Annotated in this window: 7 protein-coding genes; 5 read left to right on the plus strand and 2 right to left on the minus strand. The window is 49.9% G+C overall.

Annotated elements, in window-relative coordinates:
* The first annotated feature begins 232 nt into the window (after positions 1 to 232).
* The 5 genes from SU32_RS16790 to SU32_RS16810 all read left to right on the plus strand — a co-directional run bounded on the left by SU32_RS16790 (position 233) and on the right by SU32_RS16810 (position 5390).
* Positions 233 to 1711 carry a Ppx/GppA phosphatase family protein gene (locus SU32_RS16790; protein WP_082376867.1) on the plus strand — a complete coding sequence of 493 codons (1479 nt, stop codon included), beginning with the start codon at positions 233 to 235 and terminating at the stop codon, positions 1709 to 1711.
* Positions 1708 to 2427 carry an RlmE family RNA methyltransferase gene (locus SU32_RS16795; RefSeq protein WP_054000536.1) on the plus strand — a complete coding sequence of 240 codons (720 nt, stop codon included), beginning with the start codon at positions 1708 to 1710 and terminating at the stop codon, positions 2425 to 2427. Before SU32_RS16790 ends, SU32_RS16795 begins: the two co-directional genes overlap by 4 nt.
* Before the next feature lie 104 nt (positions 2428 to 2531).
* A complete protein-coding gene (locus SU32_RS16800) occupies positions 2532 to 3305 on the plus strand; it encodes an MBL fold metallo-hydrolase (RefSeq protein ID WP_054000537.1) in 774 nt (257 codons plus the stop codon).
* Between the two features lie 154 nt (positions 3306 to 3459).
* Complete coding sequence (guaB, locus tag SU32_RS16805; protein ID WP_054000538.1) at positions 3460 to 4962, plus strand: IMP dehydrogenase; 1503 nt, start codon at positions 3460 to 3462, stop codon at positions 4960 to 4962.
* Positions 4963 to 4970: 8 nt separating this feature from the next.
* Positions 4971 to 5390 carry an MAPEG family protein gene (locus SU32_RS16810; protein ID WP_054000539.1) on the plus strand — a complete coding sequence of 140 codons (420 nt, stop codon included), beginning with the start codon at positions 4971 to 4973 and terminating at the stop codon, positions 5388 to 5390.
* Here SU32_RS16810 and SU32_RS16815 read toward each other — a convergent pair.
* Positions 5368 to 6480, minus strand: a complete 1113-nt coding sequence (locus SU32_RS16815) for a PQQ-dependent sugar dehydrogenase (protein WP_054000542.1) — start codon at positions 6478 to 6480, stop codon at positions 5368 to 5370. The two genes, SU32_RS16810 and SU32_RS16815, sit on opposite strands and share 23 nt — an antisense overlap.
* 134 nt (positions 6481 to 6614) lie before the next feature.
* Complete coding sequence (locus SU32_RS16820; protein WP_054000540.1) at positions 6615 to 7115, minus strand: hypothetical protein; 501 nt, start codon at positions 7113 to 7115, stop codon at positions 6615 to 6617.
* Between the last annotated feature and the right edge of the window lie 422 nt (positions 7116 to 7537).

A 7537-nucleotide genomic window follows, 5' to 3' on the forward strand; every position in this document is an offset into this window, starting at 1 on the left:
GGATTCGAACCAGGACTAACAGAGTCAGAGTCTGCGGGTCTACCGTTAACCTATTCCCCAAGAGAATGAGCACAAATTGTGCTGACGGCGCGTGATATAGTGCTCTTAATTCTGAAATGCAATTATCTTTATTTATATATTTCATATTGGCGATTCACGCCTTGGCTGTTACGCTTTGCTCAACTTGAACATAAAACGTGTGCTGCGCCTATGGCTGCACCGCGTGAGAGGAATGAACGTGACTAAAACTGGCAAATCAGGGCTTGGCCCTGAATTGTCAGCCCCGTCATCTGGATCGGCATCTGGAGATTTCAGATCTGATCACCAGACCCGTCTATCCGGCGGAGCTGCAGATAATGCCCAATCCGGGTCAACTGCCACTCAATCGGATCAGGCAAAAGCGGTGCGTAGTCTTGATAAAGACACGCGCTCTGCCGCACTGCATACGGGCAATGGCGAGTCTGACGAACCAAAATTGAAGAAGCGACGGCGTAAACGCCGCAGAAAGCGCGGCGGCGCAAATGTTGGCCATCAAGCTGCCGTCGGCGTTCCTCTTGGTGTTGCGGGAAGTGTTGCCCATAAATACGTTGAAGCAAGACCTGCAGAGCCCCAACGCGATAAGTCGCAAGCGAGCCGTTCTTCAGTCTACCAGCAAAATGATGCTTATGCTGCGCTTGATCTCGGCACTAATAATTGCCGTTTATTGGTTGCGGTACCCACAAAGCCCGGCAGTTTTCGTGTGATTGATGCCTTTTCGCGCATTGTACGCTTAGGTGAGGGTTTCGGGACGACGGGCCGCTTGTCCCATGCGGCTATGGACAGGGCGGTTGAGGCTTTAAAAGTGTGCCGCGACAAACTTTATGCACGGCCGATCCAACGTGCACGTCTGGTTGCAACAGAAGCTTGCCGGTCTGCCTATAATGGCGCGGATTTCCTTTTGCGTGTCGAAGAGGAAACCGGCTTGAAACTCGAAGTTGTTGACCGCGAAACTGAAGCACGTTTGGCCGTTTCGGGGTGTTCTTCACTTGTTGATCGCAGTGCCAAATCCATCATTTTGTTTGATATTGGCGGCGGGTCATCCGAGATTGCACTGGTGGATGCTGAAAATCATCGCGGCGGCCGCCTTGCCAATCATATCCGCGCATGGACGTCACTGCCCGTTGGTGTAGTGACAATGGCGGAAAAATTCGGCGGAGAACATGTCAATCAAACAAAATTTGATGATATGGTCGGCTACGCATTAAGTCTGCTTCATGAATATGGCGATGCGGATTTGATGACCAGCAGTTCGTTCGGTGATCGCAGTGTTACTGGCGATGATTTCCATCTCATTGGAACATCAGGCACCGTAACAACACTGGCGGGTATCCACCTTGATTTGCCGCGCTATGATCGTCGCCGTGTTGATGGTCTATGGATGTCATCGAAACAGGTTGATGCCATTAATGCGCAGCTTCTTGGCTGGTCTTATGAAGAGCGCTCTGCCAATGCCTGCATTGGTGCTGAGCGTGCAGATCTGGTTCTGGCAGGGTGTGCTATTTTAGAAGCAATTCGCCAAGCCTGGCCTTCAGACCGTCTGCGCGTGGCTGATCGGGGATTGCGCGAAGGAATTTTAACCGAGATGATGGCTTCAGATGGTGCTTGGCGCAGACGTAAACGCGGCTATCATCGAAATTGGAAACCAAGGAACAGGCAAGGGCCGAACCGATGAAAAAGAAGTCTGGAAGTGAGCGCCGTGCGGCGTCAGTCAGCGGCCGCTCCATCAATGCCCATGTCAAAAAAGGACAGAAGCTGAAGCCTTCATCGCGCAGATGGATTGAGCGTCAATTAAACGATCCATATGTGCAGCGCGCCAAAGCCGAAGGCATGCGTTCACGTGCAGCGTATAAATTGATCGAAATCGACGACAAGCATAAGATTTTGAAAAAGGGATCCAAGATTATCGATCTTGGTGCCGCGCCCGGTGGCTGGTGTCAGGTTGCGGTCAACAGGTGCGGTTCTTCGGATGAAAACAAATCCATAGTCGCGATCGATTTTCTGGAGATGGACCAGATGCCCGGCGTTCATGTTTTCCAAAAAGACTTTTTGGATGATGATGCACCCGATGCGCTTATTGAGGCACTGGGTGCTGAGCCGGACATCGTTATGTCGGATATGGCCGCGCCGACCGTCGGACATAAAAATACGGATCATATGCGGACAATGTATCTTGTGGAAGTGGCGGCAGACTTTGCGATTAAAGTGCTCAAGCCGGGCGGGCATTTTTTGGCCAAAACCTTTCAAGGCGGAACCGAAAAGGCTTTGCTTGATCTATTGAAAGCGAATTTCAAAACCGTAGCCCACATAAAACCGCCGTCCAGCCGTTCTGAAAGTGTCGAGCTTTATCTGCTGGCGAAGAACTTTAAAGGTAAAGCGCAAGACGCTTGATCTGCTGTAAGGCAAATTTGCTCGCAAAAAGTTGAAACCGGAACGCGTTGTCTTTCCGGAACTCTGCGCCATATCATGAAGACCAACACCAAAGGGAGGTCTTCATGTCTATTTCACGACGTCAGTTCATCCACTCTGCCACAGCCCTGACAGCAGCGGTAACCTTATTGCCTTATGCCGCCCGTGCGGCTGGCCACTCCAGTGATGTTTTTCAGACAGATGCAGGGGATATAAAAGTCCATCCTGTTGCGCATGCATCATTTGTTATGGAAACCCCGGTCGGCACGATTTACGTTGATACGGTTGGGGAGGCGGAAGATTATGCTGACTTTCCCGCGCCGGATTTAATGCTGATAACCCACGAGCACGGTGATCATTACAATGCCGAGACATTGGCGGCTCTTATCGGCGAGAATACGCAGATAATTACCAATCCGGCTGTTAAGGACATGTTGTCTGAAGAGTTGAAATCCAAAGCGTCTGCATTGGCAAACGGCGAGGAAACGGATTTTAACGGCCTCAAAATATCAGCGATACCAGCCTATAATACAACAGAGGAACGTTTGCAGTTTCATCCCAAGGGCCGCGACAATGGCTACGTTCTGGGCTTTGAAGGCTTTACCGTCTATATTTCCGGTGACACCGAAGATATTCCCGAAATGCGCGCACTTGAAGGCATAGACTTGGCGTTCGTTTGCATGAATTTGCCATTTACAATGGATGTGGAAGCGGCAGCTTCAGCGGTTTCTGAATTCAAGCCGACATATGTGTATCCATACCACTATCGTGGCCGCGACAACGGTACACAAGATCCTGCAGAATTTGCCAAGCTGCTGGAAGGCGAAATTGAAGCTAAAATGGGTGAGTGGTACAGCTAAAAAGAAAACGATTGGTTTGCCCTCCTAAAATTAGGGGGCAAACTTTTGTTAAAGCGGCTTTAGGGTCTTTTATATGTCGTAAAGCCGTGGTAGCAGCCGGTGTCAACGCATCAATTGGCAATCGCAAGTTTGCCCCAATGACGGATGACACCCCATGTCCAAAATTCTTATAACGCCCACAGGTGAGCAAGCACTGACCTTTGACGATGTTTTGTTGCAGCCTGCGCATTCTGAAGTAATGCCGGGACAAACGGATATTTCTACCACCATTGCCGATGGTATTGATCTATCTTTGCCAATCATGTCTGCTGCGATGGACACCGTTACAGAAAGCAAACTTGCAATCGCTATGGCCCAAGCCGGCGGTATTGGAATTGTACATCGTAATCTTGATCCTGCAGCGCAGGCAGAAGAGGTTTATCAGGTCAAAAAATTTGAAAGCGGCATGGTTGTCAATCCGGTGACAATCGGACCTGAGGCAACTTTGGCGGACGCGCTCGGCTTGATGAAGCGTTACAATATTTCGGGTATTCCGGTTGTTGAAAATTCAGGAACAGGCAGCCAAAAGCCTGGCAAGCTGGTTGGTATTCTGACCAATCGCGATGTGCGTTTTGCCTCTAATCCGGAACAGAAAATTTCAGAACTTATGACGCATGAAAGCCTCATCACGGTGAGCGAAAATGTCAGTCAGGATGAAGCAAAACGTTTATTGCATCATCACCGTATCGAAAAACTATTGGTAACTGACGAGCGCGGTTTTTGCGTTGGTTTGATCACAGTTAAAGATATTGAAAAATCACAACTGAACCCAAACGCGGCCAAAGACGGGCAGGGGCGTTTGCGCGTTGGTGCCGCTGTTTCAGTGGGCGATGATGCGATTGAACGCGCCGAGCGCTTGATTGCTGCGGGTGTTGATCTGATCGTGGTGGACACAGCGCATGGTCACTCACAACGCGTTTTGGATGCGGTGACACAGGTTAAGAAAATGTCCAACGCTGTGCGCATCATGGCTGGCAATATCGCCACAACCGATGGTGCAAAGGCGCTGATTGATGCAGGTGCTGATGCCATCAAAGTAGGTATTGGACCGGGCTCAATCTGTACAACACGCGTTGTCGCCGGTGTTGGTGTACCTCAATTAAGCGCCATTATGTCGGCCGTTGAAGCCGCTTCAAAAGCGGGCATTCCGGTTATTGCTGATGGCGGCATCAAACTGTCCGGTGATATGGCAAAAGCCTTGGCTGCAGGTGCCAATGCCGTCATGGTTGGCTCGATGTTGGCAGGCACGGACGAGAGTCCGGGCGAAGTATATCTCTATCAAGGCCGCTCATTCAAATCATATCGCGGTATGGGCTCTGTCGGCGCAATGGCGCGCGGATCAGCAGACCGTTATTTCCAGGGCGAAGTGCGTGACACGTTGAAACTTGTGCCGGAAGGTATCGAAGGGCAGGTACCATATAAAGGGCCGGTTGGCGCTGTGCTGCATCAATTGGCTGGTGGCCTGCGCGCGGCGATGGGCTACACAGGCTGCGCCGATCTGCAATCTTTCCGCGAGAAATCTCAATTTGTACGTATTACCAATGCAGGACTTCGCGAAAGTCATACGCATGATGTCACGATTACGCGTGAAAGCCCCAATTATCCAAACGCCGGATAGGAACCACAATGAATCAGAACCTTATCTTTTGGCCGCTCATCATTCAGGCTCTTGTCTCGCTCTATCTATATATACCGATGGGGCGGGCGCGTTTTGGTTCAGTAAAAAGCGGGCAGGCAAAAGCACATGATTATAAACTGCCAAAACAAAACGAACCGCAGGAAATTGCAAAATTCGGCAACGCAGTTTCAAACCAGTTTGAGCTGCCGGTTATCTTTTTCGCCATATCCTTGGCATTTCACTCAACCGGCTCAGTTGATATCGTTGCCTTAGGTTTGGCATGGCTGTTTGTCGTTCTTAAAACAGCGCACAGCTTTGTCTATATCACGACAAATAAGCTCAAATGGCGCTTCCAGATATTTTCCGCGTCACTGATCATATGCGCTGTTTATTGTCTGTGGTTTGCTATCCGTTTGGTTCTAGCTTGAGCAGGCGGCCTTCAGGGCCGTCTTCAAGCACATAAATCTCGCCATCATTGCCCTGTTCGACTTCGCGCACACGGCTGCCCCATTCAAAACGCTCATTTTCTGATGCTGATGTGCCATCAATATCCACATGGATAAGCGCCTGACTGGCAAGCCCGCCAATAAACGCATCACCATTCCAATCGGCAAATTGATCGCCATTATAGATCACAAGGCCGGATGGTGCGATAGACGGCACCCAAGACGCCTCCGGTGCATTGAACTTTGGCTCGGTGTCATGGTCGGGGATCGGTACGCCTGAATAATTATCGCCGTTTGAAACAACTGGCCAACCGTAATTTGTCGCTTTTTCGATCAGGTTCAATTCATCGCCGTGGCGCGGTCCCATCTCATGGGTCCACAATTTGCCGTCCGAGGCAAAGGCAATGCCAAGCATATTGCGGTGTCCAACAGTCCAGAACGTTTTGGCCAATTCACCGTCATTTTGATACGGATTATCGTCCGGCACTGAACCGTCAAGATTAAGACGTATCAGCTTGCCAAGATTGACGCTCATATCCTGTGCCGGCTTTTGCATCTGCCTGTCGCCGGATGTGATGTAGAGCTTATTATCAGGGCCGATTGCCAGCTTGTGGGAATAATGGCCTTGTCGTCCCTGCTTATCCTGCTCCCAAATATGCGAAATATTGGCAAGCTGAAGTCCGCCGTCTCCATTTGTCTGCAATTTTGCTTTGATAACAACTGCGCCGGCACTTTCGGCACCTTGCTCGACATAAGACAGATAAATTTCATCTTCGGCATCATTAGCAAAAATGACATCGCCGAGCCCGCCCTGTCCGCCGTAAACGACATCCGGAACATTGGTAATTTCTGTTTTCGTACCGTCCTTTGACAGTTGAAATAATTGTCCTGATTTTTCTGTAATCAGCGCGTTGCCGCTTTCGCCCATCACCATCGCCCATGGTTCGTTGAAAGTAGCAATCTCTGTTGCTTCAAGTGAAGTACCATTGGTGCCGGCAATCTCGAATGCTTGCGCAGAGAGGGAGGTCAAACCAAGTGCGATAGAGGAAAGCAGGGCGGTGCGAATTTTCATGTCAATCTCCTGATTTAAAGCGTCATACATACATACGATTGTGACAGGGTTTGGTTCATTTCACGAAACACACTTTATTGTTACCGCACCCGAGTGGAGAGGCGGTTTGACAAAGCCTAGCACTCTACTTTGGCTTAGGGCGGGATTGCTTCTTTAACCCTATAATGATTGGCAAATAGTGCCACGGACGGGTCGCATGCGACCTGCATAGCGCCTGTTTTCATCGCCAAAACACGCGCACGCGCAGCAATTTTTTTGCCCAAACGCCGCGCAATGAGATGAAGATTATGCAGTAAGTTTTGTAGCGCTTCTAGCCGCTTGATGATGCCGGTGATGGTGAGCGCACTCAGCGTTATTGTGCTCTGGAACGCGGCAAGCTTCATCGCCTCTTTTTCAAAAGCAAGCACGCTGCATTTTGAGAATTGCGCGTGGTAAAACGAAGCAATCAGCAAATAGGCGGCTGCTTTTTCGGCTTTAGATATGAGGACATCAATCCAGCGGGCCAATCGCGGCGGCAATAATCTATCTTTGCACGCATTGACTAACAGTGCTGCGTTCAACCAGCAAAACACGATGCGCAAAAGCGCAATTCTGTTTTTCTCTAATGCAGCCGCGATGCTCAACTTTCTGTTCATTCAAAACAGTGTGCATCAGGTTTTAAGGTGTTGGATAAGATACCGTAAACGCCCAACATAACGCGCCAAAGCTGGTTAGAAGCGCGGCTCATTTAGTCTGATAAGGGACGGGTGAAAACTCTCCGCTTCGGCTTTAGCCTCCTCAGCCGTGCGGCAAATGACCAGAAGGAGCCCAAGTGACCTTGGTTTTAGTTTTGCAACAAACTTTTGCGACATACAAACCTCTGATTTTAGTGAGAACGAGTATGAGTTGCAAAAAGGATGGTTTTTGCGACGACGAGGGCGGTTCTCCTACCGTCGTTTTGCCACAGCGTAGCCAATGGCGAAACCAATTCCTACCAACACGACTACCACGAGCAGCATACCGCCACCCATGAATCCCATCATGCCACCCATACCGTCCATCATGCCGTTTTCCATCA

The sequence above is a fragment of the Ahrensia marina genome (assembly GCF_001293565.1).
Classification (GTDB): Bacteria; Pseudomonadota; Alphaproteobacteria; order Rhizobiales; family Rhizobiaceae; genus Ahrensia; species Ahrensia marina.

Bases quoted from the DNA above. Each gene is read 5' to 3' on its own strand.
- SU32_RS16790 (WP_082376867.1), top strand. From the start codon at position 233: ATGAACGTGACTAAAACTGGCAAATCAGGGCTTGGCCCTGAATTGTCA.
- SU32_RS16795 (WP_054000536.1), top strand. From the start codon at position 1,708: ATGAAAAAGAAGTCTGGAAGTGAGCGCCGTGCGGCGTCAGTCAGCGGC.
- SU32_RS16800 (WP_054000537.1), top strand. From the start codon at position 2,532: ATGTCTATTTCACGACGTCAGTTCATCCACTCTGCCACAGCCCTGACA.
- guaB (WP_054000538.1), top strand. From the start codon at position 3,460: ATGTCCAAAATTCTTATAACGCCCACAGGTGAGCAAGCACTGACCTTT.
- SU32_RS16810 (WP_054000539.1), top strand. From the start codon at position 4,971: ATGAATCAGAACCTTATCTTTTGGCCGCTCATCATTCAGGCTCTTGTC.
- SU32_RS16815 (WP_054000542.1), bottom strand. From the start codon at position 6,480: ATGAAAATTCGCACCGCCCTGCTTTCCTCTATCGCACTTGGTTTGACC.
- SU32_RS16820 (WP_054000540.1), bottom strand. From the start codon at position 7,115: ATGAACAGAAAGTTGAGCATCGCGGCTGCATTAGAGAAAAACAGAATT.